This is a genomic window from Porticoccus sp. GXU_MW_L64 (assembly GCF_052983295.1).
This window is the reverse complement of record NZ_JBRKJK010000008.1, coordinates 65424-92144: the sequence shown is the minus strand read 5'-3', so window position 1 is coordinate 92144 and position 26721 is coordinate 65424. Positions and strand designations below refer to the sequence as shown.

28 protein-coding genes are annotated in these 26721 nt (G+C 55.7%); 14 read left to right on the top strand and 14 right to left on the bottom strand.

Annotation, left to right across the window (positions count from 1 at the left end; all coding sequences use genetic code 11):
• Positions 1-165: 165 nt before the first annotated feature.
• Both ACVBEJ_RS08100 and ACVBEJ_RS08095 read right to left on the bottom strand, forming a co-directional pair.
• A complete protein-coding gene (locus ACVBEJ_RS08100; RefSeq protein WP_447129117.1) occupies positions 166-945 on the bottom strand; it encodes an SDR family NAD(P)-dependent oxidoreductase in 780 nt (259 codons plus the stop codon).
• A 116-nt stretch (positions 946-1061) separates the two neighbouring features.
• Complete coding sequence (locus ACVBEJ_RS08095; RefSeq protein ID WP_447129116.1) at positions 1062-2228, bottom strand: acyl-CoA dehydrogenase family protein; 1167 nt, start codon at positions 2226-2228, stop codon at positions 1062-1064.
• Positions 2229-2405: 177 nt separating this feature from the next.
• On the opposite strand from ACVBEJ_RS08095, the gene ACVBEJ_RS08090 reads away from it, so the two are divergent.
• Together ACVBEJ_RS08090 and ACVBEJ_RS08085 are read left to right on the top strand one after the other, a co-directional pair.
• Positions 2406-3407: an AraC family transcriptional regulator gene (locus tag ACVBEJ_RS08090; RefSeq protein ID WP_447129115.1), complete on the top strand. Its 1002-nt coding sequence runs from the start codon at positions 2406-2408 to the stop codon at positions 3405-3407.
• 170 nt (positions 3408-3577) lie between these two features.
• Positions 3578-4099 carry a shikimate kinase gene (locus ACVBEJ_RS08085; RefSeq protein ID WP_447129114.1) on the top strand — a complete coding sequence of 174 codons (522 nt, stop codon included), beginning with the start codon at positions 3578-3580 and terminating at the stop codon, positions 4097-4099.
• Between the two features lie 94 nt (positions 4100-4193).
• Here ACVBEJ_RS08085 and dapB read toward each other — a convergent pair whose 3' ends face one another.
• The 3 genes from dapB to ACVBEJ_RS08070 form a co-directional block, all read right to left on the bottom strand.
• Complete coding sequence (dapB, locus tag ACVBEJ_RS08080) at positions 4194-4997, bottom strand: 4-hydroxy-tetrahydrodipicolinate reductase (RefSeq protein ID WP_447129113.1); 804 nt, start codon at positions 4995-4997, stop codon at positions 4194-4196.
• A 137-nt stretch (positions 4998-5134) separates the two neighbouring features.
• Positions 5135-5743 carry a YceI family protein gene (locus ACVBEJ_RS08075; protein ID WP_447129112.1) on the bottom strand — a complete coding sequence of 203 codons (609 nt, stop codon included), beginning with the start codon at positions 5741-5743 and terminating at the stop codon, positions 5135-5137.
• A 102-nt stretch (positions 5744-5845) separates the two neighbouring features.
• A complete protein-coding gene (locus ACVBEJ_RS08070; RefSeq protein WP_447129111.1) occupies positions 5846-6775 on the bottom strand; it encodes an AraC family transcriptional regulator in 930 nt (309 codons plus the stop codon).
• Positions 6776-6901: 126 nt separating this feature from the next.
• On the opposite strand from ACVBEJ_RS08070, the gene ACVBEJ_RS08065 reads away from it, so the two are divergent.
• On the top strand, positions 6902-7363 hold the full coding sequence (locus ACVBEJ_RS08065; protein ID WP_447129110.1) for a YHS domain-containing (seleno)protein: 462 nt from the start codon (positions 6902-6904) through the stop codon (positions 7361-7363).
• 201 nt (positions 7364-7564) lie between these two features.
• On the opposite strand, the gene dnaJ is transcribed toward ACVBEJ_RS08065, so the two are convergent.
• The 3 genes from dnaJ to grpE form a co-directional block, all read right to left on the bottom strand.
• Positions 7565-8683 (bottom strand): molecular chaperone DnaJ, encoded by a 1119-nt coding sequence (gene dnaJ / locus ACVBEJ_RS08060; RefSeq protein ID WP_447129109.1) that lies wholly within the window; start codon positions 8681-8683, stop codon positions 7565-7567.
• A gap of 164 nt (positions 8684-8847) precedes the next feature.
• Positions 8848-10773: a molecular chaperone DnaK gene (gene dnaK / locus ACVBEJ_RS08055; protein WP_447129108.1), complete on the bottom strand. Its 1926-nt coding sequence runs from the start codon at positions 10771-10773 to the stop codon at positions 8848-8850.
• A gap of 194 nt (positions 10774-10967) precedes the next feature.
• Positions 10968-11519: a nucleotide exchange factor GrpE gene (gene grpE / locus ACVBEJ_RS08050; RefSeq protein WP_447129107.1), complete on the bottom strand. Its 552-nt coding sequence runs from the start codon at positions 11517-11519 to the stop codon at positions 10968-10970.
• Positions 11520-11737: 218 nt separating this feature from the next.
• Here grpE and recN point away from each other — a divergent pair, with 218 nt between their 5' ends.
• Together recN and ACVBEJ_RS08040 are read left to right on the top strand one after the other, a co-directional pair.
• Positions 11738-13414, top strand: coding sequence for a DNA repair protein RecN (gene recN / locus ACVBEJ_RS08045; protein WP_447129106.1), 1677 nt, complete (start codon positions 11738-11740; stop codon positions 13412-13414).
• Positions 13415-13452: 38 nt separating this feature from the next.
• Complete coding sequence (locus ACVBEJ_RS08040) at positions 13453-14292, top strand: FkbM family methyltransferase (RefSeq protein ID WP_447129105.1); 840 nt, start codon at positions 13453-13455, stop codon at positions 14290-14292.
• Here ACVBEJ_RS08040 and fur read toward each other — a convergent pair.
• Positions 14289-14696: a ferric iron uptake transcriptional regulator gene (gene fur, locus ACVBEJ_RS08035; RefSeq protein WP_447129104.1), complete on the bottom strand. Its 408-nt coding sequence runs from the start codon at positions 14694-14696 to the stop codon at positions 14289-14291. The two genes, ACVBEJ_RS08040 and fur, sit on opposite strands and share 4 nt — an antisense overlap.
• Before the next feature lie 70 nt (positions 14697-14766).
• Here fur and ACVBEJ_RS08030 point away from each other — a divergent pair, with 70 nt between their 5' ends.
• Positions 14767-15159: an outer membrane protein assembly factor BamE gene (locus ACVBEJ_RS08030; RefSeq protein ID WP_447129103.1), complete on the top strand. Its 393-nt coding sequence runs from the start codon at positions 14767-14769 to the stop codon at positions 15157-15159.
• A 182-nt stretch (positions 15160-15341) separates the two neighbouring features.
• On the opposite strand, the gene ACVBEJ_RS08025 is transcribed toward ACVBEJ_RS08030, so the two are convergent.
• The 3 genes from ACVBEJ_RS08025 to ACVBEJ_RS08015 are packed head-to-tail and all read right to left on the bottom strand — an operon-like array spanning position 15342 to position 17448.
• Complete coding sequence (locus tag ACVBEJ_RS08025; RefSeq protein ID WP_447129102.1) at positions 15342-15647, bottom strand: RnfH family protein; 306 nt, start codon at positions 15645-15647, stop codon at positions 15342-15344.
• Positions 15644-16078, bottom strand: coding sequence for a type II toxin-antitoxin system RatA family toxin (locus tag ACVBEJ_RS08020; protein WP_447129101.1), 435 nt, complete (start codon positions 16076-16078; stop codon positions 15644-15646). The genes ACVBEJ_RS08025 and ACVBEJ_RS08020 overlap by 4 nt, the downstream gene beginning before the upstream one ends.
• Positions 16075-17448, bottom strand: a complete 1374-nt coding sequence (locus tag ACVBEJ_RS08015) for a hypothetical protein (RefSeq protein WP_447129100.1) — start codon at positions 17446-17448, stop codon at positions 16075-16077. The genes ACVBEJ_RS08020 and ACVBEJ_RS08015 overlap by 4 nt, the downstream gene beginning before the upstream one ends.
• 372 nt (positions 17449-17820) lie before the next feature.
• On the opposite strand from ACVBEJ_RS08015, the gene smpB reads away from it, so the two are divergent.
• Together smpB and ACVBEJ_RS08005 are read left to right on the top strand one after the other, a co-directional pair.
• Positions 17821-18303, top strand: a complete 483-nt coding sequence (gene smpB, locus ACVBEJ_RS08010) for an SsrA-binding protein SmpB (RefSeq protein ID WP_447129099.1) — start codon at positions 17821-17823, stop codon at positions 18301-18303.
• Positions 18304-18307: 4 nt separating this feature from the next.
• Positions 18308-18871, top strand: a complete 564-nt coding sequence (locus tag ACVBEJ_RS08005) for a ZrgA family zinc uptake protein (RefSeq protein ID WP_447129098.1) — start codon at positions 18308-18310, stop codon at positions 18869-18871.
• An 88-nt stretch (positions 18872-18959) separates the two neighbouring features.
• Here the strand turns inward: ACVBEJ_RS08005 and ACVBEJ_RS08000 are convergent, their stop codons facing one another.
• Positions 18960-19568: a DUF3299 domain-containing protein gene (locus tag ACVBEJ_RS08000; protein WP_447129097.1), complete on the bottom strand. Its 609-nt coding sequence runs from the start codon at positions 19566-19568 to the stop codon at positions 18960-18962.
• 69 nt (positions 19569-19637) lie between these two features.
• On the opposite strand from ACVBEJ_RS08000, the gene ACVBEJ_RS07995 reads away from it, so the two are divergent.
• The 3 genes from ACVBEJ_RS07995 (at position 19638) to ACVBEJ_RS07985 (ending at position 22384) form a co-directional block, all read left to right on the top strand.
• The gene (locus ACVBEJ_RS07995) at positions 19638-20333 is read left to right on the top strand and encodes an ABC transporter ATP-binding protein (RefSeq protein WP_447129096.1); all 696 of its coding nucleotides are present in this window, start codon (positions 19638-19640) and stop codon (positions 20331-20333) included.
• On the top strand, positions 20323-21552 hold the full coding sequence (locus ACVBEJ_RS07990; RefSeq protein WP_447129095.1) for an ABC transporter permease: 1230 nt from the start codon (positions 20323-20325) through the stop codon (positions 21550-21552). The genes ACVBEJ_RS07995 and ACVBEJ_RS07990 overlap by 11 nt, the downstream gene beginning before the upstream one ends.
• Positions 21553-21934: 382 nt before the next feature.
• Positions 21935-22384: a YHS domain-containing (seleno)protein gene (locus ACVBEJ_RS07985; protein ID WP_447129094.1), complete on the top strand. Its 450-nt coding sequence runs from the start codon at positions 21935-21937 to the stop codon at positions 22382-22384.
• 53 nt (positions 22385-22437) lie between these two features.
• Here ACVBEJ_RS07985 and serB read toward each other — a convergent pair whose 3' ends face one another.
• A complete protein-coding gene (serB, locus tag ACVBEJ_RS07980; RefSeq protein ID WP_447129093.1) occupies positions 22438-23349 on the bottom strand; it encodes a phosphoserine phosphatase SerB in 912 nt (303 codons plus the stop codon).
• Positions 23350-23515: 166 nt separating this feature from the next.
• On the opposite strand from serB, the gene ACVBEJ_RS07975 reads away from it, so the two are divergent.
• The 3 genes from ACVBEJ_RS07975 to ACVBEJ_RS07965 all read left to right on the top strand — a co-directional run bounded on the left by ACVBEJ_RS07975 (position 23516) and on the right by ACVBEJ_RS07965 (position 26700).
• Positions 23516-24733, top strand: coding sequence for a hypothetical protein (locus ACVBEJ_RS07975; RefSeq protein ID WP_447129092.1), 1218 nt, complete (start codon positions 23516-23518; stop codon positions 24731-24733).
• 414 nt (positions 24734-25147) lie between these two features.
• The gene (locus ACVBEJ_RS07970) at positions 25148-25534 is read left to right on the top strand and encodes a MerR family transcriptional regulator (RefSeq protein ID WP_447129091.1); all 387 of its coding nucleotides are present in this window, start codon (positions 25148-25150) and stop codon (positions 25532-25534) included.
• Positions 25531-26700 carry an isovaleryl-CoA dehydrogenase gene (locus tag ACVBEJ_RS07965; RefSeq protein WP_447129090.1) on the top strand — a complete coding sequence of 390 codons (1170 nt, stop codon included), beginning with the start codon at positions 25531-25533 and terminating at the stop codon, positions 26698-26700. The genes ACVBEJ_RS07970 and ACVBEJ_RS07965 overlap by 4 nt, the downstream gene beginning before the upstream one ends.
• Positions 26701-26721 lie beyond the last annotated feature (21 nt).

Genomic DNA, 26721 nt, shown 5'->3' with positions numbered 1-26721 from the left:
ACCAATAGCACCCGCGTCATTGTGACTTCAAAAGGCGCTGAATAGTTACATTTTATCGAGCTCAATGGAGCAGTGCCCGGCAAAATTAACCTGTAAATCAATCGCACTGTCAGGGGTGTGAACAAACCTTACCATTCTAAGCACAGCTATTGACTGCGAAAGCCGTCATTTCGGCCCCATGCGAATCCCGCCATCCAGCCGAATGGTCTCACCGTTCAAATAGGCATTTTCAGCAATATGCACCACCAACCCGGCAAAATCTTCTGCGGGTAGCCCCAGGCGCTTGGGGAATTGGATATTGGCTACTAAAGAAGTCTGCACATTTTCCGGCATGGCTTTGATCATGGGCGTGCCCATAATGCCGGGGGCGATTGCCATTGCCCGAATACCCTGGGGTGCCAGGTCGCGGGCCAGAGGCAGTGTAAGGCCGACGATGCCGCCCTTGCTGGCGGCGTAGGCGGTTTGACCGATTTGGCCTTCGTAGGCGGCCACGGAAGCGGTGTTGATAATCACACCGCGTTCGCCAGCTTCTCCAACGGGTTCATTTTTCGCCATGGCTGCGGCGGCCACCCGTGCCACATTAAAGCTGCCCACCAGGTTGATATTGATGGCCGTTGAAAAGCCGGAGAGTGGCATGGGCTCGCCATCGCGATTGAGCGTGCGTGCCGCCGGGCAAATACCAGCGCAGTTAACGCACAAATGCAGCGCGCCAAAACGGGATACCACTTGATCCACCGCCTGCTGCACCGAGGTTTCACTGGTGACATCCACCGCAAAAAAAGCGACCTTGTCGGCACCAAGTTCTGCCACTGCCTGTTGGCCCTGTGAATCGTTCAGGTCAAAAATGGCAACCTTGGCACCTTGCCGTGCCAGCACTTCTGCCGTGGCTCTGCCCAGGCCCGAGGCTCCACCGGTAACAATGGCAACTTTGTCTTTAATATCCATTAACTCGACTCCCCAGGTTCAATTCGTAAGTGTAATTTTCAATGTGATTTTGCGGCTTTTTGCAGGGTAGCTTGCGGTGGATTACGCTACGCTAATCCACCCTACGCAGTTTTGCACTAACTTATCTCTCTGGCTTCTTTTATCAGTTCACGGGCAATCACCAGGCGTTGAATTTCACTGGTGCCCTCGTAAATGGTGGTGATACGGTTATCCCGAGCCATGCGCTCCAGTGGGTATTCCTTTACGTAACCGCCACCACCCAGCATTTGCAACGCGGTGTAACAGGCGTCGTTGCCCTTTTCGCTGGCGAACAGTTTGGCCATGGACGCCTGTTTGGAAAATGGCAGCCCCCGCTGTTTGAATTCCGCCGCCTGCATCAGCAACAGGCGCGCCGCCTCCAGTTCGGTGTAACGGTCTGCCAGCATCCACTGCAAACCCTGAAAGTTCGACAGCGCCTGACCAAACTGGTGGCGCTGCAACAAGTGCTGACGGGCGTAGTCCAGAGCCGCCTGCCCCACCCCCAACGCCAGGGAGCCAATGCCGATACGACCACCGGCCAGTTCAGCCACAGCAATGCGGAATCCATCATTTTCCGCGCCCATCAATGCAGAAGCCGGAATACGGCAATCTTCAAACTGCACCTCATTGGTGACCGATGCTTTCTGGCCCATTTTTTCTTCGGCGCGGCCAATTTTCAGCCCCGGCGCCCCCTGTTCCACCAGAAAACAGGAAATGCCCTTGCCCTTGGGTGCGTTGTTGTCGGTCACTGCCCACACCACAAACACCCCGGCGTACTCGGCACTGGTGATGTAAATTTTGCTGCCGTTAAGCACCCAGTCATCGCCATCGCGCACCGCGCGGGTGCGCATGCCGGCAGGGTCTGAACCCGCGCCGGATTCTGTCAGACAAAAAGCCCCGGCACGGTATTCACCGCTGCACAGCTTGGGCAGGTAATGTTGCTTTTGTGCCTCATTGCCTATGGTTTGAATCACCTCCGCCACCATATTGGTAACGGATACTGTAACAGCGGTGGAGGCGCACCCCCTGGCCAACTCGGTAACGGCAACACTGAACGCCACCGCACCGGCGTCCACACCGCCGTATTCCGGGCGGATATTCAAGCCCATAAAACCCAATTCCGAAAGCTGCTTGAGGCCGTTTAAAAACAACTCGCAGTCGCCGCTTTCATCCAAACGAGCGGCGACTGGCGCCAGCTCATTGTCAGCAAACTGGCGCGCCATATCGCGAATCATCTGCTGCTCATCAGTCAGGGCAAAATCCACCGAGCTTTCCTCAAGTCATCTCAACGCACTGTAGTATCCCGGCCAATCCCATCTTACGGAATGGCAAAACAGAAATGAAAAATTGTCATTTTTTACCACAAATATTATATTTACCGACGAAAGCAGCAATAAATAACGAAATTTCGATTATTTTTCGCCACCAGGAATAACAATTCAATGGCCACAATTGGTATCCACTACGTCAACGCCGCGTTGCAAGGGGCACAGAGGCACGGCCTGGTGCCGGAAGAATTACTGCTGGAAGCAGATATACAACCGGCACTTGTTCGAGAGCCGGACGCCAGAGTGCACGCCGACCAGATGACTCGCCTGGTGCAATTGATCTGGCAGCGAATGGGGGACGAGTTTATGGGCTTTGTGCAGCCCCCCTGCAAAAATGGCGTATTCGCACTGATGGCTGAAACCGTCAGCCATTGCAGCAATCTGGAAGGGCTATTGAAACAGGGCATTCACTTTTACAACCTGTTCACAGACGGCATTGCCATGGAACTGAGTTACCGGGGCGAGTTGGCAGAGGTGAATATCGACTTTACTCACCGGGAGCTGGACGCACAGCAGTTTTACCGGGAATTCTGGTTGGTAATCTGGCACCGCTTTCCCAGCTGGTACATCGGTGAAAGCATTCATCTCAGCGAGGTGGAGCTGGATTATCCCGCCCCCGAATACGAAACAGAGTTGCGCCATCTGTTCCCCTGCCAGCTGCATTTTTGCCGCCCCAGCTGCAAACTGGTGTTTCAGCGCAGCTACCTGGATAAGCCACTGATTCGTTCGCCGCTGGAATTGGAGCAGTTCCTCACCAACTCCCCCGCCGACCTGATGACCATTCCCGGTGAAGACCACAGCCTGTCGGCGCAGATTCACCGCATGATCGTCAAAGATTCACTGGACGCACTGCAATTCCCGAAGATAGAAGTGCTGGCGCAAATGCTGAAAATCAGCCCGCAGACCTTGCACCGACGCCTGATTGCCGACGGTACCAGTTACCAGCAGATCAAAAACCATATCCGCCGCGACCTGGCCATCAGCAAACTGGTCAAGGAACAGTGCTCGGTGGAAGAAGTGTCGCGCATTGCCGGATTTTCCGAGCCCAGCTCTTTTACCCGTGCCTTTAAACAATGGACGGGGATGTCGCCACGGGATTATCGGAGGAAGGATTAAGGAAACTGCGTCACGTCATCCTGAGCGCAGCGAAGGATCTCTTACTCCGCATCAGTAGTGAGATCCTTCGCTGCGCTCAGGATGACAGTGGCATGTTTATGGTGGATTACGCTTCGCTAATGCACCCTACGCACCTATAATTATTAGCCCAACAAGCAGTGGCGGCTTCTATGAACAATCAACCCGGCGTTATTTTGATCGGCATGCCCGGCGCGGGCAAAAGCACCCTTGGCATTCAGCTGGCGAAGGAGCTTGGCTTTGACTTTGTCGATACCGATGTTTCCATCCAGGTGCACACCGGGCAGACCTTGCAGGAAATTATCGATTCCAGCGACTACCTGAACCTGCGCCGCATAGAAGAAGCGGTGTTACTAAAAACCGACTGTCGCAATATGGTCGTCGCCACTGGCGGCAGCGCCGTATACAGCGACCCGGGCATGAACCATTTGAGAGAACAGGGAACAGTGGTATTTCTGGACACACCACTTGAAGAACTGCGCCGCCGCATTCACAACTACGACTCGCGAGGCATCGCCCGCCGCCCGGAACAAACCCTGGAAGACGTGTTCGCCGAACGCCAGGCGCTGTATGAAAAATACGCGGATATTACTGTATTGTGCGACGGCCTCGACCAACACCAGGCACTGGAAAATATCACCGAACAGCTCGCAGGCCGCTGTTTGTCATCCTGAGCGCAGCGAAGGATCCCGTACTATTCAGCAACCAATGAGATCCTTCGCTGCACTCAGGATGACGTTTGAGGCACAAGTGTGCCTGCCTCAATAGTCATTTCAACCCCAACACATCCTGCATATCAAACAGGCCGCTATCTTTGCTGGCCATCCAGGTTGCCGCCCTTACCGCACCGCGGGCAAAGGCCTGGCGGCTCTGGGCTTTGTGGGTTATTTCCACCCGTTCACCGTCGGCACAAAACATCACCGTGTGGTCCCCCACAATATCGCCGGCGCGCACAGTGGCAAAGCCGATGGTGTCGCGGCTGCGGGCACCGGTCTGCCCCTCGCGGCCGTAGACGGCCACCTGTTTTAAATCCCGACCCAGAGTATCGGCCACCACCTCGCCCATGCTCAGGGCGGTGCCGGATGGTGCATCGACTTTGTGACGATGGTGGGCTTCCACGATTTCAATATCGGCATCCTCACCCATCACCTGCGCCGCCATTTGCAACAGCTTGAAACAGAGATTGACACCGGTACTGAAGTTGGACGCAATGCACAGGCCGGTTTTTGCAGACGCACCGGCAAGCTCGGCTTTTTGCCCATCACTAAAACCGGTGGTGCCAATCACCATTGGCTTGCCTTCATCGGCACACAGGCGAGCGTTGGCAAGAGTAAGGTCAATAGTGGTGAAGTCAATCAGCACATCAAATTGATCCAGCACAGTTGCAAGGTCGCCCGCCAGCGCCACCCCCAGCTTGCCAACCCCGGCCAGTTCACCGGCATCGGCACCCAGCAAACTGCTGTCCGGGCGAACCACGGCAGCACCCAGGGTTACATCCGGCATGGCAGTCACTGCTTCAATCAGTGCTTTTCCCATACGCCCGACGGCACCGGTTATTGCAATTCTTACCATGGTTCAACCTCTGCTTCAGGGGGTATTAGCGGTTCATTTGCCGTATGTGCTGCTCGCATTAGCACACCAACCAACAAACAATTATTCAATGCGCAAAGTGTAGAGGTTAGCAGGAAAACAGCAAGCCATTCGCAACCTTAGCCGCCAAATTTGCTCTCGTAGCTATCACCGGTTTTGGTGCCCTCAAATTCGATATTAAAGCTCACCTCTTTGCCCACCATCGGCGCATAGGCACTGACGCCCCAATCGGTGCGATCCAATTTACCAGTGGCCGAAAAGCCAATGGCGTCAGATTGGTAAATGGGATGTTTGCCAATTTTATTGATGGTCACCTGCAAGGTAACCGGTTTGCTGACACCCAATATGGTCAGATCACCGGTAATTTGCAGCTGATTGTCCGCTACGGCTTTCACCTCGGTGCTGGCGAAAGTGATGTTGGGGAACTGGGCTGCATTCAAAAAATCCGACGCTTTGATATGGTCAGTTTTGGGGCCATGGCCAAGATCCACGCTGTCGGTGTAAATGATGGCAGACACCTTGGAGTTGGCCGGGTTTTCAGCGTCGTACAGCAACTCGCTGTCCACATTGGTAAAGCGGCCATAGGTAGTGGAAAAACCCAGGTGATTTATTTTAAAAATAACTTCGGTGTGAGAATTATCGCCAACGTATCTTTCCCCAACATGGCTGTCGGCGGCCAAAATCGTGCTGGAAAAACATGCGACTAATACAAACAGCAGGTACTTCATGGTGTGATCTCCGAATGTTTGAAGGTAGATACTAACCAGCCGCCACTGCGCGCAGAAATAAATCAAGCCAACAAGCCGTAAATTCTGGTTTACAACTCTGGTTTACAACTCTGAACGTCGATACTCGCCGGGGCTGATGCCCAATATGCGCTTAAAGGCTTTGCTGAAAGACGCCACGGTTTCGTAACCCACCAGATTGGCGATGTGCTCCAGACTGTGACTGGACTCCAACAATAGCCGCTGAGCATTCTGCATGCGCCAATGGGCAACGTATTGCATGGGCGAAATATTCAAAAAACGCTTGAACTTGTCGGAAAATAACGACTTGGACATACCCGCCTGCTGAGCCATGCGGTCAATACTCCAGTCGCCGCAATAATGGCTGTGAAAAGCGGTGAGGGACTTGGACAGCTGTTTGTCGTTCAGCGCTGCCACAAACCCGTTGTCTATTTGATGGGTGGCGCTCCAGTGTTTGATGGACTGGATAAAAACAATTTCTGACAAGCGTTTGAGAATGGCCTCGCTGCCCAGCTGACCTTCGGTGGCCACATGCTCCATAAACCGCAGCGAGTCTTTTAACCAACTGTATTCGCTGCTGTTGTTCTCGTTGATGACAATATAGGTCGGCAGATTTTGAATAAGCGGGTGACTGTACACCTGGCTAAATTCAAAATGGCCACACACCAGCCGGGTGGCCGCCGCAGGGTTGGGCTCCCCCAGCGTCAATTTACCCCCGCCATCGTACTGCGCTGCCGCCAGCACATCGTCCAGCGGCACAGGTTCTGAATCCGCCTCAGAACTCATAATGTGGGTACAACCGTGGGGCACAATAATGATGTCACCGTCCCGCAATAGCATGGGCTTTTCCACCCCCTCAATACGCACCCAACAGCTGCCCTGAGTCACATAGTGGAACCTGGCGACATTTTTGTAAGTAGGTACCTCGATGCTCCATGGCGGGGTATACACCGTGGAAAAGTAGAACGCCGAGCCAAAATGCAGGGTGTCGAGCACATTCGTCAATGTATCCATAAATCTCAAACCTCTGGACGATTGGACAAAAATCATGGATTTAAAGGCATTGTTAGCCAGCAGAGGCCACCATATATTAGCCCCCAGCAAATTGCTACTCCCTTTAACCATGACAAGGAAAACACCATGAAATCTTTGAAAAACTTTTTGGCTGCCGCTCTGGGCGCTGCTGCACTGGTATTTGGCTCTGTGGCTTCCGCAGACTCTGTGGCTTACAACACCGTTGGCGCTGGCGGCTACGACCTGGTGTCTTACCAGAATGGCAAAAAGCCCATTCCGGGTAACGGCCACTTCAGCACAACTGTGGACGGCGTCACCTACCTGTTCGACAACAAGCGTAACCTGAACCTGTTCAACAAAAACCCGGACAAGTACCTGCCCCAGTACGGCGGCTTCTGTGCCTTTGGTGCCGCTGTTGGTAAAAAATTCGCCGGCGACCCAACTGTATGGGAAGTGGTTGACGGCAAGTTGTACCTGAACCTGGACAACAACATCAAAGCAGACTGGTCAAAAGACATTCCAGGCTACATCAAGAAAGCTGACAAGCGCTGGAAGAAAATCAAGAACGTCCCCGCTTCTGAGCTGTAAGACGCGGAGCGTACAAAAAAGCCCCGTTACTGATTCAGTAGCGGGGCTTTTTTTGTTGGACGTTTGACGTTGGGTGTTTGACGAGGAAACCAAGCGCGCTGTCTGTCATCCTGAGCGCAGCGAAGGATCTCACATTTCGAATCGAGAGAGAGGTTCTTCGCTGCGCTCAGAATGACGGACACAAGAGACGTGCGACTACTATCAGTTACCAAAAAACTGCTTTACCCCATCAAACCAGGAGGTTTTACGCGGTGAGTGTTTGCCGTCGGCGCAGCTTTCCTGAAGCTGGCGCAGCAGTTCTTTTTGTTCTTCGCTGAGATTCACAGGAGTCTCTACCACTACCCGGCACAACAGGTCGCCAGTACCACCACCACGCACCGGGGTGACGCCTTTGCCGCGCACGCGAAACAGTTTTCCGGTCTGGGTTTCCGTGGGCACTTTCAGTTTTACCCGGCCATCCAGGGTTGGGACTTCCAGCTCGCCGCCCAGGGCTGCATCGGTAAAGCTGATGGGTACTTCGCAGTACAGGTTGCGGCCATCGCGATGAAAAATATCGTGCTCGCGTACAGACATTTCCACATAAAGGTCACCGCTTGGGCCGCCTTCCGGCCCGGCTTCACCTTCACCGCTGAGGCGAATGCGGTCGCCATTATCGACACCGGCGGGAATGTTCACCGACAGGGTTTTCTGTTCTTCGATACGGCCCTGACCGTGACAACTGGTGCAGGGATCTTTGATGATCGTACCGCGACCGCGACATTTTGGGCAGGGTTGCTGCACGGCAAAAAAGCCTTGCTGCATACGCACCTGACCGCTGCCGCTGCAGGTATCACAGGTGACTGGCGAAGTGCCTTTTTTGGCGCCGCTGCCATCGCAGGTTTTGCAGGAAACCAGGGTGGGAATGCGGATTTTTTTGGCAACGCCTTTCACCGCTTCTTCCAGGTCCAGCTCCATGGTGTAGCTGAGGTCGGCGCCACGGCGGGGGCCGCCGCGACTGCGGCCACCACCACCGCCAAAAATATCACCGAATACATCGCCAAAAATATCGCTGAAGTTGCCGCCACCAAAGCCGCCACCGCCAAAACCACCCTGGCTGTCTACCCCGGCGTGGCCGTACTGGTCGTAAGCGGCACGTTTCTCGCTGTTGGACAGCACTTCGTAGGCTTCACTGGCTTCCTTGAACTTTTCTTCCGATTCCTTGCTGTCCGGGTTGCGGTCCGGGTGATGCTTCATCGCCACCCGGCGGTAGGCCTTTTTCAGCTCCGCTTCGCTGGCGTTTTTGGCAACACCCAGCACTTCGTAGTAATCGCGTTTTGACATATTTTTAGTTCAGCGTTTAATCGGTTTGACGTTGGATGTTCGACGTTTGACGACAGCTCGTGCCTTGTTTTAAAGCATGCAAGTTAGAACGCACAAGCGCGGGCATAGCCCGCGCCTCGTCTAACGTCCAACTTCAAACGTCTAACGAAAAATAAGGCTCAGCCTTATTTTTGCTCGTCCTTAACTTCTTCAAACTCCGCATCCACCACATCGTCACCGGCAGGCTGTTCGGCACCGCCGGCCGCTTGCGCTTGCTCTCCCCCGGCCTGGGCTTGCTCGGCGTACATTTTCTGCGCCAGGGAAGCAGAGGCCTCGGAGAGTTTTTTGGCGGCTTCGTCCATTTTTTCCTTGTCGTCGCCTTTTACCGCTTCTTCCACTTCGGCAATGGCGGCTTCAATAGCGGCTTTTTCTTCGTCAGTGGCTTTGTCACCGGCCTCTTCCAACGTCTTGCGCGCGGCGTGAGCCAGGCCATCGGCGTTGTTGCGCGCCTGCACCAGTTCTTCGAACTTGGCATCGTCGGCGGCATTGGCTTCCGCGTCCCGTACCATTTGTTCCACTTCGTCGTCAGACAAGCCGGAGTTGGCTTTGATGACGATGGACTGTTCCTTGCCGGTGGCTTTGTCCGCTGCGTGTACGTTCAAAATACCGTTGGCGTCGATATCGAAAGTCACTTCAATTTGCGGCATACCGCGCGGTGCCGGCGGAATGTCTGCCAGGTCAAAACGGCCCAGTGATTTGTTGCCAGACGCCTGCTTGCGCTCGCCCTGTACCACGTGAATGGTTACCGCGGTCTGGTTGTCGTCGGCGGTGGAGAAGATTTGCGATTTCTTGGTGGGAATCGTGGTGTTCTTCTCGATCAGTGGCGTGGCCACGCCACCCATGGTTTCAATGCCCAGGCTCAGTGGGGTAACGTCCAGCAGCAGCACGTCTTTCACGTCACCGGCCAAAACCGCGCCCTGAATGGCAGCGCCCATGGCCACCGCTTCGTCCGGGTTGACGTCTTTGCGTGGCTCTTTGCCGAAGAATTCAGCCACTTTTTCCTGCACCTGTGGCATACGGGTTTGGCCACCCACCAGGATGACGTCATCGATCTCGGAGGCGGATTTGCCAGCGTCTTGCAGGGCAATGCGGCAGGGCTCCAGAGAGCGGGTAACCAGTTCCTCAACCAGAGACTCCAGCTTGGCGCGAGTCAGCTTGACCACCAGGTGCTTGGGGCCGGTGGCGTCAGCAGTGATGTAAGGCAGGTTCACCTCAGTCTGCTGGCTGGAAGACAGCTCGATCTTGGCTTTTTCAGCGGCTTCTTTGAGGCGCTGCAGAGCCAGCGGATCGTTGTGCAGGTCGATGCTGTTTTCTTTTTTGAACTCGTCCGCCAGGTATTCGATCAGGCGCAGGTCGAAGTCTTCACCACCCAGGAAGGTGTCACCGTTGGTGGCCAGCACTTCAAATTGGTGCTCGCCGTCTACGTCGGCAATCTCGATGATGGAGACGTCAAACGTACCGCCACCCAGGTCGTATACCGCAATCACGCGGTCGCCCGGAGTCTTGTCCATGCCGTAGGCCAGGGCCGCTGCGGTGGGCTCGTTGATGATGCGTTTCACATCCAGGCCGGCGATGCGGCCGGCGTCTTTGGTGGCCTGACGCTGGGAGTCGTTGAAGTACGCGGGAACGGTAATTACTGCTTCAGTAACCGCTTCGCCCAGATAGTCCTCGGCGGTTTTCTTCATTTTTTTCAGCACTTCGGCGGAAATCTGCGGCGCGGCTTTTTTGTCGCCCTTGATTTCAACCCAGGCATCGCCGTTGTCGGCTTTGACAATTTTGTAAGGCACCATTTTGATGTCTTTCTGAACCACATCGTCGTCGAAGCGGCGGCCGATCAAACGCTTTACCGCAAACAGGGTGTTGTCCGGGTTGGTCACTGCCTGGCGCTTGGCGGACTGGCCCACCAGCACTTCGCCCTCGTCGTTGTAGGCAACCACAGACGGTGTGGTGCGCGCGCCTTCGGCGTTTTCAATCACTTTGGCCTTGTCGCCTTCCAGTACCGCCACACAGGAGTTGGTTGTACCCAGGTCAATACCGATAATCTTTCCCATTGTTGTTTCTCCGCTTTCTTTACTGTGGGACGCTGGCCCCGTAATCAATTTTGTTGGTTTCTATATGGGGCCGGTGAAGTGGCTTTCAACCCCGTTTTGTACTTGTCATTCTGAGCGCAGCGAAGAATCCCGGTGTTTATGCCGCCAACAGATCCTTCGCTGCGCTCAGGATGACGACAGGGCGAGTCCTGTCGTCAGTTTTTAACCACCACCACCATGGCCGGGCGCACCAGGCGGCCGTTGAGGGTGTAGCCTTTCTGGAACACGTCCATCACCGTGTTGTTCTCCATATCCGGGTTGGGCACCATGCTCATGGCCTGGTGCAACTCCGGATCGAAGGGCTCGCCGTTCGGGGCCACCTGTTCCACCTGGAAGCGCGCCAGTACGTCCATAAAACTTTTCAGGGTCAGCTGGATACCTTCATCGCCTTCGTCAAAGGCTTCCAGGGCACGCTCCAGGTTGTCCACCACCGGCAGCAATTCGGCGACAAACTTTTCCAGGGCAAACTTGTGGGCGTTGGCCACATCCCGCTCGGTGCGGCGACGCAGGTTCTGCATCTCTGCCTGGGCGCGCAACACGTCTTCTTTGGCCCTGTCCAGCTGCTCTTGCAGAGGATTGCTGTCCTCAAGCTCAACGTCGTTGTCGGTGCAATCAACGGTTTCTGTTTGCTGTTCTTCGATAGTAGTTTCTTCGGCGGCTTCAGCGGGTTGCTCTTTTTGTTGGCCGGGCTTTTGTTCGCTGGACACGTAAAATCTCCATGCTCTGATTGTTGATTTGCTGCTCTATATGGGGGTGGGTTTTGGGGATTCAACCCCTGAATCAGTCGACAGATCGCAGGCTGCGCCTGCTGACAGATAACAGGTGACAGGGGTTTCCCGTTAGCGCGCAGCGCGCCCTGTTACCTGTACCCTGTGCCCTCGTTTCGGTTTATGATGCAGCCGAAACGTAACCATAAAGGTACGCCGTGCTGCTTTCCCTGAACATCAATAACTTCACCCTGGTGGACTCTCTGGAAGTGGATTTTCACGCCGGTATGACCGCCATTACCGGGGAAACCGGAGCGGGTAAATCCCTGACGTTGGACGCCCTGGCCATGGCTATTGGTGATCGCGCCGACAGCGACCGCATTCGCCACGGCGCCGAACGTGCTGAAGTCGCCGCGCTGTTCGACCTCAGTGCCATTCCCGGTGCACAGCAATGGCTGGCGGAAAATGATTTTGACAACCCCGACAACCATTGCCTGCTGCGCCGGCTCTTTACCCGCGAAGGGCGCTCCAGGGGCTACATCAACGGTCAGCCCGCCACCATGCAACAACTGCAACAACTGGGTGAACAGCTGATTGATATTCACAGCCAACACCAGCACCAGTCACTGCTGCGCCGGGACACTTACCGGGTACTGGTGGACGACCACGGCGGACACCAGGAGTTAGCAGCCGCGGTGTCACACAGTTACCGCCAGTGGCGCGACCTGCAGGATCGTCTCGATCTGCTGTCGCAGCAAAGTGGCGAACTGGATGCCCGCCGCGAGCTGCTGGGCTTTCAGGTAGACGAACTCAACCAGCTCAATCTGGCGGAAGGGGAGCTGGAACAGCTGGAGCAAAAGCAAACTCAGCTGGCCAACGCCGATGCCATTCTCAGCCAGAGCCACCAACTGCTGAACCTGTGCAGCGACGATGACTCGTTCAACCTGCTCAGTGGCTTAAACCAGGCCTGCTCTTTGACGGCGGAACTGCCCGGGCAATCCGCTGCCACGGAAGAAATTGCCGATATGCTGGCCAGCGCCCGCATTCAGGTGGAAGAAGCCAGCGCCAGTTTGCGCCAGCATATAGACAGCGTAGAGCTTGACCCACAGCAGTTGGCGGATGTGGAACAACGGCTCAGCGACATTTACCAGATGGCCCGCAAGCACCGCACTCAGCCGGAGCTGCTGCGCGACCTGCACCAGGATCTGCAAGGGCAATTGAACGAACTCTGCGGTGGCGAACAAGACCTGGAGCAATTGGCACAGCAGGCTCAGGAGCTGCGCCAACAATACCTGCAACAGGCACGCAAGCTCAGCACCCAGCGCCAACGGGCGGCGAAAACGCTGGCGCAGGCGGTCAACCAACACCTTCCGGAGCTGGCCATGCCCGGCGCACAACTCACTATAGAGCTGGTTGCATTGGAGGAAGCCAAATACAGCCCTCAGGGGCTGGAAAGTATCGACTTCCTGATCGCCAGCAACCCGGGCCAGCCCGCCAAGCCACTGGCAAAGGTGGCTTCCGGCGGCGAGCTGTCGCGCATCAGTCTGGCCATCCAGGTGGTAGCGGCTCAGCACAGCACCACGCCCACATTGGTATTCGATGAAGTGGATGTGGGCATTGGCGGCACCACCGCCGATGTGGTGGGCAAACTGTTGCGTCAGTTAGGGGGCAACGGGCAAGTCATTTGCGTCACCCACCAACCACAAGTGGCCAGCCGCGCCCACCACCATTTGCAGGTGAGCAAATCCAGCGACGGCGAATCGACCCAGACCGCTTTGACGTCACTGGTATCCAATGAGCGCATCGAAGAAGTGGCACGCATGTTGGGCGGCGCCAAAATCACCCGACAAACCCGCACTCACGCACGGGAAATGCTGGAACTGGCAGCGGAATAACGATTGCGTCAAAGCCAACAGTACGGAGACATCAACCGATGAAACAGACCGCCTTGAACATCTCCCGCTGCAATAGCCTGCCGGTTTCCCTGCGCCGCAAAATTGCCAGCTGGTTTATCAAACGGGATGGATCGGCATTTACCTTTGACTGCAATGGCATCGCCTACGAAGGTCACCTGGACAACTACGTGGAATGGGTGGCCTATGTCACCGGTCAGTTTTACGAATACACCTACATCAACCTGATCAAAAAACGGGTTAATGGCGGTATCGCGCTGGATGTGGGCGCCAATATCGGCAATCACTCGCTGGCGTTTTCACAGTTCTTTGAACAGGTCTACGCTGTAGAACCCTACCCGCCGGTCTATGAACGGTTGGCTGCAAAAACCCGGGTGGCGAGCAATATAAAGCCCTTTGCTATTGGTTTGAGCGATATCAGTGGTCAGCTGCAATTTGATACGCCGAAAAATCTTAATTGGGGAGCCGGGAAAATCTCGGATTGCGGTGATATCACCGTGGACGTACTGGTGGGCGACCAGTTTGTTCGAGACAACATCGAAGGCACCATCAATTTCATCAAAATCGACGTTGAGGGCCACGAACCCAAGGTGCTGGCGGGGTTGCAGCAAACCATAGGGCAACACCGGCCCGTGGTGATGTTCGAGGTGAACCGTGACTACCTGAAAAATGGCCGCAAAGGTCTCAATGAGTTATTCAGGCTTTTTCCGCAGGATTATCAATTCGCCTCACTGAGCGGGCAGAGCTCATTCCCGGTGCAACGCACGGTGGCAAAAGCAAAGCCGCTGCAACGGGGCAGCGGCTTTGGCAGAATAACCTATGTGATTGCTTACGGCCCGGAGCGGGGCCTGAGTTTTTAATCCAGCGGTTTCACATACAGCACCAGGCTGTGGTCCACCAGTTCGTAACCCTTTTCCCGGGCGATTTTTTCCTGCAGGGCTTCAATTTCGTCGTTGTGAAACTCGATTACTTTGCCGGTTTCCGTACACACCATATGATCGTGGTGCTCGCCGGAGTCCATTTCGTACACCGCCGGGCCGTTGTCGAAATTGTGGCGAATCACCAGACCGGCGGTTTCAAACTGGGTAAGAACCCGGTAAACCGTGGCAATGCCCACATCGTCCCCGGCCTCTGACAGCGCCCGGTAGACATCCTCGGCGCTCATATGGCGGGTTTCGGCATTTTCCAGAATCTGCATGATTTTCAGCCGCGGCAGAGTCACCTTTAGGCCAACTTTGCGCAGTTCCTGATTTTCGTTCGGCATGGGTTACCCCTTCTCAGCGATTTCGCGAACGGGTATTATCCCCGCTCGCTTTCAATTCTGGAACCCCGAAATGGCCCATTGCGCAAAACTTTCCCTGATCGCCCTGCTTTTGTCCGTTGCAGCAGGCTGCAAAAACTTTGCTTTCCCCGGGGTTCACAAGATCGAAATTGAACAGGGCAACATCATTACCCAGGAGATGGTGGACCAGTTGCAACCGGGCATGACCCGCGAGCAAGTGCGCTTTGTGCTCGGCACCCCGTTGATTGCCGACACCTTTAACAGCAACCGCTGGGACTATCTGTACAGCTTGGACAGACGCAAGGGCAGCAAGGAAACCAGCCGTCTGAGCGTATTCTTTGACGGCGACTCCCTGGTGCGCTTTAGCGGTGATTTTACCCCCACCCCAAAAACCCTGGATGACGCTTCGTCGCAGACAGAAACGCCCACAAGCGACACCCCGTAGGGTGGATTAGCCGCAGGCGTAATCCACCGAAAGTCCTCTGCCACACTGGTCGAGATTGCCACGGGCCTGCGGCCCTCGCAATGACGGGATAAAAGCAGCCTGTCATCGCGAGCGCAGCGCGGCGATCTCATGCAAAGTGGCAGAGGGCTCGGAGAAGGGGCTGTACGTTACGCAATAACAGATTAACCCTGCTGTTTTGCCTTCTCCGCCCGGCGGCGGCGCACTTCTTTGGGGTCGGCTGTCAATGGCCGGTAAATTTCCACTCTGTCCCGCGCCTGCAATTCATACTCCGCCGGCGGCTTCAAACCCTTGGTGCCTAACGCCTGGCCGAAAATGCCCATTTTGGCGCTGTCCGGCTCAATTTCCGGGAACATTGCCACAATTCCAGACGCTTTTACCGCCTCAATAGCCGTGGTGCCTTCAGCCACCTGCAGCTCGATTATTTGCTGTCGTTGTGGCAGTGCATAGGCGACTTCTACAGTGATCATGGGTATATCTCGTCGGCGCGCTTGCACAGGGAGGCCACCAGGTTATTGGCCACTTGAGAAAACAGCTTTCCCGCCGCAAACGCCAGGGCGGTATTTTTAAATGCAAAGGTCAGCTTCAAACTCACTTTGCAGGCCTCGTCATTCAGGGCCTCAAACTGCCACACCCCATTCAACGCGGTAAATGGCCCCTCCTCCAGGGCCAGGGCGATGCGCTTTGGCCGCTGCAACTGGTTGCGCGTGGTAAAGCGCTGCTCCACACCCGCTTTGCGCAACACCAGCTGGGCGACCATTTCCCTGTCGTCGCTGGCCACGATGGTGGCACCGACACAACCATCCATAAATTGCGGATAGGCAGCGACATCGTTGACCAGATCGAACATTTTTTCCGCCGGGTGCATCACCAGGGCACTGCGTTCAATGGTGGTCGTCATTGGGTTGTGATCGTCTGGTAAATATTGAAGGCGAAGATAATAACCATGGCAACCGGCAAAATATAGCGCAGCAGGCCGTAGCAGATGGAAAACCACAGGCGGGGCTCGTCATAAAGTGTTTCCCGCAGTAAATCCCGCCGCAGGCACCAGCCGGCAAACAGCACCACCATCAGAGCGACCAGTGGAACCAGGCAGTAGCGACAAAACCATTCAATAGCGCCGTAATCCCCTTTATCCAGGGTAAAGAAGGTGGTTGGCATCACCCCCAGACAAACCACAACCACAACCAGGGAGGCAAAAAACCGGTTACAGCGGGTGGATTCCGTCAACCAGGCCACCGCCGGTTCCAGCAGGGCAATGGCCGCCCCCCAACAGGCCAGGGCAATAAACAGGTAAAACAGCCCACCCAGAAACAAACCGTAACTGGTGTTGGAAAAACTCACCGGCAGCGACACAAACAGCAGCTGCAAACCACTGCCCACCTGCCCCTCCAGAACCGCCTGGGCTGCGCCCGCCCGCAAGGTGGCATGAATACTCAGGGCCACCGCAAAGGCGATCAAGCCCGCCACCAACACCACCAGCAGCGAGCCTTTAAGCAACTGAGGGCGTTGCGGCAAATACGCCCCCAGGGTAACGGCGGCCCCCACCCCCAGTGGCACACACACAAATGCCATGGTCAGAGCCGTGGCCGCCGCCTGCCACCACTGGCTGCGATCCACATCCACCAGGGCAACGGCAAACAAGTGCTGATAGCCGGACTCCCAGTTGCCGTTCACCACACTCAAGGCCACCGCCAACACCAGCAGCACAAGTAACACCGCCACCAAATGACGCAGCATGCGGCCAATACGTGCCACACCACCCGCCAGCACCGCCGCTGCCAACAGCAAAAACAAACCACAGCGAAGCAATGCCTGCTGAGGGCGCGATTCGATAACGGCGAAATGTTCAATGGCAAAACGCAGGCTCTGACCTTGCAGCACACCACTGGTCATATCCCAAAAATAATCCCCCGCCCACACCGCCAACAGGGAAAACCAGGACACCATCAGCAAACCCGCCAGCGTCCCCAGCCAGCCAATGGCACGCCAATAACCGTGCTGTCGGGATTCACGCACCAGATAGCGCAGGCTATTGGTCGCGCTCTGTCGACCACGGCGGCCAAGGGTCACTTCCGTTACCAGCAGGGGCCAGGAAAACAACACCAGAAACACCGCGAACAACAGCGACACCAGCCCCACATTCTCTGCCGAGGCCGCAGAGGGGAAATACCACAGCGCCCCCAGACCGGTACTGGTGCAGATCATTGCACCAACAAAGTACCAGGGGCCTTTCCATACGCCGTGAAGATATTTGTTGCTCTCGACCATCAGTGGGTGATCGTCTTATTACAAAATAGAAACTGATTGTAACGGGTATGTGTGCTAATTATTAACTCAGCACGCCCTTTACCACATGATTAAACGTAATTTTACTGCTGTCCCACGAAATTTGAAGACATGAATCTGGAGTGGCGTGCTGTGACCGTGGCCAGCAGGGATGCTGGCCTCGAGCTTACACGGATGTACTTGCAGCGTGTCACTCCAGATTCATGTCCGGCACCAACCTGTAACTCGACGTCAAACCCGCATTGAACTCAAGGTGCATTGGCTGCTTGTTAATAGTGGGACAGTAGTGGCGCAATCTATAAAATCGCCGATTTAATAAATAGCATCCTTTGGCCCAGTCCGTATAATCCCGCCATGGCAAACAAAGCGAACAAAAAACCACAAAACAGCGGCGGTACCATTGCGCTCAACAAACGCGCCCGCCACGACTACCACCTCACCGACAAGTTTGAGGCGGGGGTGTCTCTGCTGGGCTGGGAAGTAAAAAGCATGCGCGCCGGCAAGGTGCAACTCACCGACACCTATGTGCTGCTGCAAAACGGCGAAGCCTGGCTGATCGGTGCCAATGTCACGCCGTTGCAGTCGGCTTCCACCCATTACGTAACAGAACCGGATCGCACCCGCAAACTGCTGCTCAACCGCCGCGAGCTGGCAAAAATTTTTCAGGCGGTACAACAAAAAGGCTACACCTGCGTTGCCACCGCCCTGTACTGGAAACAACACCTGGTGAAATGCGAGATTGCCCTCGCCAAAGGCAAGGCAGATCACGACAAACGGGAAACCGAAAAACGCCGGGACTGGGATAGACAAAAGCAACGCATTTTGCGCGAAAGGTAATGCCATGAAATACGCAATTCACAAGATTCTGCCACTGGCCCTGGCAATCGCATCGGTGGCGACTCAGGCAGAACAACACTCTCTGGACCACCACGGCCACGGCCATCATGCCCACGTACACGGCCTGGCCCATATGACCCTGGCCCGGAATGACAAGCATGTATGGGTGGGCCTGCAGGTGCCGGCCTACGATATGATCGGCTTTGAGCGGGAACCCCGGGACGACGGCGAACGCGCCCTGATCAACGCCACCGCGCACCAGTTGCGACAGCCACAAACTCTGGTAAAACTGCCCGCCGGGGCACAGTGCCAACTGCAACAGGCGGATGTGGATTCAGCGCTGCTGGAAACCGATCACAGCGGCCACGACCACAGTCACCAGGGCCACGCTGATTTTGTGGTAAGCCAGCAATTTGAATGCAAACACCCGCAAGCCCTTGGGGAAGTCACCGTTAGCTTGTTTGACCACTATTCGCGTATTGAGAGGGTAGACCTGGAATGGACTCTGGAAGGCAAGCAGGGCAGCGCCAAGGTGACGGCGGCGGATAATCGCATAAAGATCAAATAATTCCTCAGTCCGCAGGGTGGGTTAGCGCAGCGTAACCCACCATTCAACTGCATCACTGGTGGATTACGCCTTCGGCTAATCCATTACCCTACTCACTGTAATCATCCACCCTGTCCGCAGCCATGGAATAGGCCGCAAAACCGGTGTCATTCATTTTGCCTTCCGTGGTTAACCTGCCGGACACCCAGAACGGATCGTAAATGGCCTCCAGCTCAATACCCTTGTCCATGGTGACGTACACCAATTGGTTGGGCGGCGGTGGCGGCACATGGATACAGGCACCAAAGTACGGCACCAGAAAAAATTCCGTCACCACCATATTGTCGTCAAACTCCAGCGGCACAATAAAACCGGCGATGCGCACTTGCTGATTGTTCAACGCCGCCACGGTGGTCGTGGCCGTCAGCACTTCCCGCCATTGTTGTTGTGCATCCGGCTTCGAGCCAAAGCCCGACATGGCATCGCCCATATCCAAAGGGTTGTCTGAAGGCTGCCCTAGAAATTGGGACAAATCCAGACTCATCTGCCCCGGTTCCAACAGGATTTCCTCACCCAAATGCTCGACTTCCGGCAGCGCCGCCATTTTTTGGCGGTCTTCCAGAGTCATCAAATCCGTCCACTCCAGTGTGCGGTATTCCGCTGCCCAAGCAGCAGTGCTGAACACGCTGATAACGATAAAAAATAAACGCGTAAACATATGAAAACTGTGTCCGATCGCTACAGGGAAAGCTGTTATATTAACGCAGTTTTTTATGCTGGACCCACAATGAACTCACCTGCGAAAAATACCCCAGCCATCGCCATAGAGCGCATGGCATTTGCCTGGCCAGGCCAGCAAAGCCTGCTGGACATTGATTCATTTGAACTGCAGGCCGGTGAGCGGTTATTCCTCTACGGTCCTTCCGGCTCGGGCAAAACCACCCTGCTCAATTTGCTCGCCGGAGTCACGCTGCCCCAACAGGGGCAAGTACGCATTCTCGGCCAGGATTTGGCACAACTCAGCGGCCACCGCCGCGACCGCTTTCGCGCCCGCCACATCGGTGTGATCTTTCAGCAATTCAACCTGATCCCTTACCTGAGTGTGCTGGACAATGTATTGCTGGCCGCCCACTTTGCCCGGCTGAAAAATATGGCGCAGAGCGCGCGGGATTTACTGGCGGCCCTCAACCTGCCGGACTCCACATTTCAACGCCGCGCCGCGCAGTTAAGTGTTGGCCAACAACAACGGGTGGCGGTGGCCCGCGCCCTGCTGTGTGAGCCTCAACTGGTGATCGCCGACGAACCCACCTCCGCCCTCGACAGCGACAGCCGCGAACGCTTTCTGGAGTTGCTGTTCGACGCCGTAAAACAGTGCAACAGCAGCCTGGTGTTTGTCAGTCACGACCGCAGCCTGCAAGGGCAGTTCAGCCACAGCGCAGATATTCGCACTCTCTGTGCCGGAGGCGCCCATCATGCTGCTTAAACTGGCCCGCCACAGCCTTTGGAACCGCCGCGGCACGGCCCTGCTGACCGTGGTATCTCTTACCGTGAGCATCGCCCTGTTGTTGGCCATCGACCACATTCGCCGCGAGGCCAAGACCAGCTTTACCAACACCCTGTCCGGCACCGACCTGGTGGTGGGGGCGCGCTCCAGCAACATTAACCTGCTGCTCTACTCGGTATTTCATATCGGCGACGCTACCGCCAATATCAGCTGGAACAGCTACCAGATCATCGACACTCATTCTTCCGTCGCCTGGACGGTGCCCATCTCCCTGGGGGATTCCCACAAGGGCTACCGCGTCATCGGCACCAGCAACTCGTTTTTTCAGCACTACCGATACGGCCGGAAACAACCACTGCAACTGGCCAGTGGAACCCCGTTCAGCGACCACCACGGCGTAGTACTGGGCGCTCAGGTAGCACGCAAGCTGGGTTACCAACTGGGTGACAACGTGGTGCTGGCCCACGGCACCAGTGGTATCAGCTTTACCCACCACGACAACCACCCGTTTTCCGTAGTGGGCATACTCAAACCCACCGGCACCCCGGTGGACCGCAGTCTGCTGGTGAGCCTGGAAGGTATCGAAGCCATTCATCTGGACTGGCAGCCACAACCGGGTGAGCCCCGGAACGACTCCCTGCAACCCAAAGCCATTACCGCCTGCCTGGTTGGGCTGACATCCAAGGCCCAAACCTTCAATCTGCAACGCAAAATCAACCGCTACAAGGGCGAGCCACTGCTGGCCATACTGCCCGGCGCTACCCTGGCGGAGCTGTGGCGCATGCTCGCTGTGGTGGAAAACCTGCTCTATCTGATCTCTGCCCTGGTACTGCTGGCCACCCTGACAGGCATGATTACCACCCTGCTGGCAGCCATGAATGAACGGCAACGGGAAATTGCCATCCTGCGCGCCATTGGCGCACACCCGGCATTTTTGTTTCTGTTGATTGAGCTGGAAGTGCTGCTGCTGGCGGGGCTGTCCATTGCAGCAGCTTTTGGTCTGCTGGGTGCTGTTTTGACATTTGTCGGCCCCTGGCTGGCAGCGCAGTACGGGCTGTTTTTATCCGCCGACATCCTCAACCCACACAACCTGCTGCTGGCAGCAGCCGCTCTGGGGCTCACCGCACTGTTGGGCACCATTCCCGCCTGGCGCGCCTACCGAAAGGCACTGCAAAACGGGTTGGTCATCAATAGCTGATTTCATTGCTATCTCGTAAACTTTGAGTCTTTATCCATGAATCGCGGGAAAAATAAGACCGTCAAAGAGTTTAGCCCCGCAGTAGACATGAATTGGGGATTGCTTGCTGTGACGCGCCGTAAACCCGTCCATGGGGGCTCGAGGTCAGCATCCATGCTGACCACGGTCACATCAAGCAATCCCCAATTCATGTTGTTCGAGTTTATGGGACGCAGTGAGCTGATTTACAATTTTCGTAGGGCGGGTTAGCGCAGCGTAATCCGCCGCTGAGCGACTAATCCACCCTACCCAGTTGCCACCAATAAAAAGTACCAGGAACTTTTTCTTTCTCTTTTCGTCCTATGTGCACCTTTTATCAGAACACAAGTACGGAGCACTAACCATGAAACGCATCATTGCTATACTGGCCCTGCTGACTTTTTCCTTTGGCGCACTGGCCAAAGACCCTGACGTTTACTCCCACAAGAAAAAAGGTGCTATCAAAGGCGCTGACCCGGTGGCTTACTTCACCCTTGAAGAAGGTGCCGACGCGGTATTCGGCTCCAAAGACATCAGCGCCCAGTGGAATGGCGCCACCTGGCACTTTGCCAGCGAAGCCAACAAGCAGGCCTTTATCGCCGAGCCCGAAAAGTACGCCCCCCAATACGGCGGCTACTGCGCCTTTGCGGTATCACACAACTTCACCAAGCCCACCAACCCCCATGCCTGGAAAATTGTCGATGGCAAGTTGTACCTGAATCTGAGCAAAGGCGTTCAGAAAAAGTGGAAGAAAGATATTCCCGGGAATATTAAAAAGGCAGATGCCAACTGGCCGAATGTGCTGGGCAATTAATCCAGCGAAAAACCAGCCTACCCCGAAAAGCCACTTCCTTGCGAAGTGGCTTTTTATTGCCCGGCAATCTCTCCATCCCCCAACCCCAACAGATACAACACCCCATCCAGCCCCATATGGGAAATGGCGTGTTTGGCGGTAGCACGCACCAGCGGTTTGGCGTGGAAGGCCACCCCCAATCCGGCGATACCCAGCATGGGCAGGTCGTTTGCGCCATCGCCAACGGCGATCACCTGGTCCAGCTCCAGCCCCTCTTTGGCAGCTAACTCGCGCAGCAACTCTGCCTTGCGGTTGCCATCTACCACATCACCTTTTACCTGACCGGTAACCTTGCCAGCCACCACATCCAGTTCATTGGCAAACACGTAGTTAAAGCCCAGCTTGCGTTGCAGGTAGCGGCCAAAGTAGTTGAAACCGCCAGAAACGATGGCGGTTTTGATGCCCTGTTTATGGAGAGCGCGTATAAGGCGTTCGCAACCGGGGGACAGGCGCAGGGAGTCGGCGATGCTGTCCAGTACCGATATATCCAGGCCGTTGAGCAAGCCCAGGCGCTTGGCAAAGCTCTGCTTGAAATCCAGTTCGCCACGCATGGCCGCTTCGGTAATCCCGGATACCTGATCGCCCACACCGGCGCGTTTGGCCAGTTCGTCAATCACTTCTGCCTGAATCAGCGTGGAGTCCATATCAAACACCGCCAGCCCGTAGTGGCTACTGTGCGGCGCGTTTATTTGCAGTGCCACATCCGCACCTCGCTGCTCTGCCTCACTGCGCAGGGACACCAACAATTCCGGCTGCATGTGCTCCGGGCCATCCAACAACCATTGCAGGCAACTGTGGTTGTCCCGCCGGGCCAGCCACTGATGCTCCACCACGGAAAAGTCGTGGGCCACGAACAGGGTTTCGATTTGCTGGCTTAAGGACTGGTCAATCACAGGGGATTGCAGAGTAACCCGGGCATTCGGCATGGTGTGTATCCATCAACGGCGAACAAAGGCGCGTATTCTATGGCTGTTGGCACAGGCCGTTCAACGTTGCGCCCCGCAAAAACGTAAAATTTGACCGAATCAATTTTCGCCAACCGGTTCAGCGGTTATCATTGCGCTTTTCCCGACCTGTCATATACGGACATCCATGGCCACCAAACGCTCTTTCGCCGTTCGCCTGCCTTTATTTACGCTGGCACTGTGCCTGCTTGCCGGGCTGTTGGTTGTATCGCTGGGCCAATGGCAAACCCGTTTGCTGGCAGAAGCGGAGAGTGACCGTTTGGGCAATGCGCTGGCGGCTCAGTCGGCGGAAATTATCCGCCCCTACATCCTGCACAACGACCTGGTCAGTCTGCAGGTGCACGTAGATCATTTGGTGCGGCAAACCGAAGCCTCTACCGCCAGTGTTTTTAACGGCCAGCAACGCCAGCTGGCCCACAGCGGTGGCAGCGTTGCCAACATTGAGAGTGCGGTGCTGAAAACCTACCGCCAGGCGGTGGTGATTGAAGGGCGCACCGCCGCCACCGCCAGTGTGAGCCTGAGCATTGATACCTTGCTAACGCGCTATCGCACACCGCTGGACTGGGTGATGGTCATTTGGGCGGGCTTTTCCCTGTTACTGGTAACCGCAGCATTGCTGACAGGTCGCCGCCTGTCGAAGCGATTGGCGGCTGTCACAGAGCGTTTGCCCGGCGATTTCGATGGAGAGCAGAAAAGCGATGAGCTGGAGCTGCTTGAGCAACGCCTGCAACCACTGCTAACAGCCAGCAACGAACAAAAGCAGCCGGAAGAAGAAAACGCCCTGCAAATGGCGACTATGGCACTGCACTGCAAGAATCTGAAAAAGCTTGAAGGGCAACTGAGTAAAGACAAATTCCAGAGCCTGCTGAACAAACTGGACGACGACCTGGATCATCTGGCCACCCTGTACGAAGGCCAGCGCCGGGCCGGGCGCGACCAGACCCTGTTTATCGAATTTGGCGGCGATACCGAAACCGGCGACCACCCGGCACGGGCGCTGTTTTGTGCCCGAATATTACTGCAGCTGGCGGAACACTACGCCCGCGCGCAGGGAGTGGCCATGGAACTGTCGGCGGCGGTCAAACTCAGCCCTGCCACCGCTGGCACCGCACTGCTCAACGATTTCGAGCGCGAAAAGCGCGAGCTGGAAGTGGCGCGTCTGGCCCAGCAAAGCCACGCCAGACAAATACTGGTGGACAGCGCCACCAGCCTGCACCACTCGCTCAACGACGCCATCACCAGCGACGAACTGTCAGAAAGTGCGGATTTGCACCAAGTCACCGGGTTTAGCAAAGATCAACAGGAGCTGCTGGATAAGCAGCTGCGCTATTTGGTAGAGCAATAAACCCACAGGCTGCGCGCTTCTGGCTGCGGGCAGATAAGAAGTAACAGCTATTAAACCGGCAACCTTATAGGTTGCGTTTAATAGCGCGGCACAGGGATGTGCCGCCGCTGGCGTAGCCAGCGCGAGCTCAATAAAATCAAGCACTTCCGCGCAAGTGCGTTAGGTTTTATTGAGCTCGCAATACAAAAGGCAGGACGCCTTTTGTATTGCCGGGTTAATAGCCCGCGTTTTTCATCAACACTTCTTGTTTCTTGTCATCCTGAGCGTAGCGAAGGATCTCAAACGTCAGATCACCAGTGAGATCCTTCGCTTGTGCTCAGGATGACACGCTTGCTCGATCTGCCCGTAACCCGCAACACGGAACTCGCAACAATTATTCTTGCCATATAGTTTACGTTAACGTAAACTTCCTCCATGCCCAATCCACACACCTACACCATCTCCCAACTGGCCCAGGAGTTCGACATCACCACGCGAACCATCCGCCACTACGAGGACATTGGCCTGTTAACCCCAAGCCGCAAGGGGCAAACGCGCATATACAGCCCCGGTGACCGCACCAAGTTAAAGCTGATTTTGCGCGGCAAGCGGCTGGGGTTCAGCCTGGAACAGAGCCGCAACATTATCGATATGTACGATCCCGCCAGCGGCAACAAAGAACAGTTACAAAGCCTGCTGCAAGGTATCGGGCAACAGCGCCAACACCTGCAACACCAACTGCAAGAAATCAACCTGCTGATGACCGACCTCGACGAAGCCGAGCGCATCTGCCGGGAGCAACTGAACGGAAACCAATCATGAGCATTTACTACCCCACCCTGAACTTCGACCTGGGCGAAGACATCGATATGTTGCGCGATGCGGTGACCCAGTTTGCCCAAGCGGAAATCGCCCCTATCGCCGAAGAAACCGACCTGAAAAACGAGTTTCCCAACCATTTATGGCAAAAGCTGGGAGAAATGGGCTTACTTGGCATGACCGTGGCCGAAGAGTACGGCGGCACCAATATGGGCTACCTGGCCCACGTAGTGGCCATGGAGGAAATCTCCCGCGCCTCCGCCTCTATCGGCCTGTCCTACGGCGCCCACTCCAACCTGTGCGTCAACCAGATTCACAAAAACGGCAGCCACGAACAAAAACTCAAATACCTGCCCAAGCTGTGCTCCGGTGAACATATTGGCGCCCTGGCCATGTCGGAACCCAACGCCGGTTCCGACGTCGTAAGTCTGAAACTGCGAGCGGTTAAAGACGGCGACCACTATGTACTCAATGGCAACAAAATGTGGATAACCAACGGCCCGGATGCTCACACTTACGTCATTTACGCCAAAACCGCTCCCGGCGAAGGCTCCCGCGGTATCACCGCTTTTATTGTGGAGCGCGACACGCCGGGATTTACCCAGGCGCAAAAACTCGACAAGCTGGGCATGCGCGGCTCCAACACCTGCGAACTGGTGTTTGCAGACGCCCGTGTGCCCGCGGAAAATATTCTCGGTAAAGAAGGCCAAGGCGTGAAGGTATTAATGAGCGGTCTGGACTACGAGCGCACCGTACTGTCCGGCGGGCCCACCGGCATTATGCAGGCCTGCATGGATATCGTGGTGCCCTACATCCACGACCGCAAACAGTTTGGCCGCGCCATCGGCGAGTTTCAGCTGATGCAGGGCAAGATTGCCGACATGTACACCACCCTCAACGCCTGCCGTGCCTATTTATACACGGTGGCCAAGGCCTGTGATCGCGGCGAAGAATCCCGCAAAGACGCCGCCGGGGTAATACTGTACTGCGCGGAAAAAGCCACTCAGGTAGCCCTGGAAGCGATTCAGACACTGGGGGGCAACGGTTACATCAACGAATTCCCCACCGGCCGCTTGCTGCGCGATGCCAAGCTGTACGAAATTGGTGCCGGCACCAGCGAGATTCGCCGCATGCTGATTGGCCGGGAATTGTTTAAAGAGACTGAGTAATTATTTTGGTCGCACGTCGCA